Below are 204 nucleotides of genomic sequence, written 5' to 3' on the forward strand. Positions count from 1 at the left end.
GGAGACGGTGGTGCCGAGCGAGCGCATGAGCGAGTTGAGGCCGACCGCCGCGCCGGCCTCGCGCGGCGGGACTGCGTCGAGGTTGTGGGTCGGCATCGCGGCGTACCCGATGCCGACGCCGGCGGAGAGGATGCAGGAGACGATCAGCAGCTGCCAGGGGGCGTCCATCAGGACGTACGCCACGAGGTAGCCGCCGCCGAGGAC

Annotated in this window: 1 pseudogene; it reads right to left on the reverse strand. The window is 72.5% G+C overall.

From position 1 onward, the window contains the following. Positions 1–204 (reverse strand): annotated as a pseudogene (locus QWY28_RS24320) (MFS transporter); the annotation flags it as partial.

It is taken from the genome of Nocardioides oceani (assembly GCF_030412965.1).
GTDB lineage: Bacteria > Actinomycetota > Actinomycetes > Propionibacteriales > Nocardioidaceae > Nocardioides > Nocardioides oceani.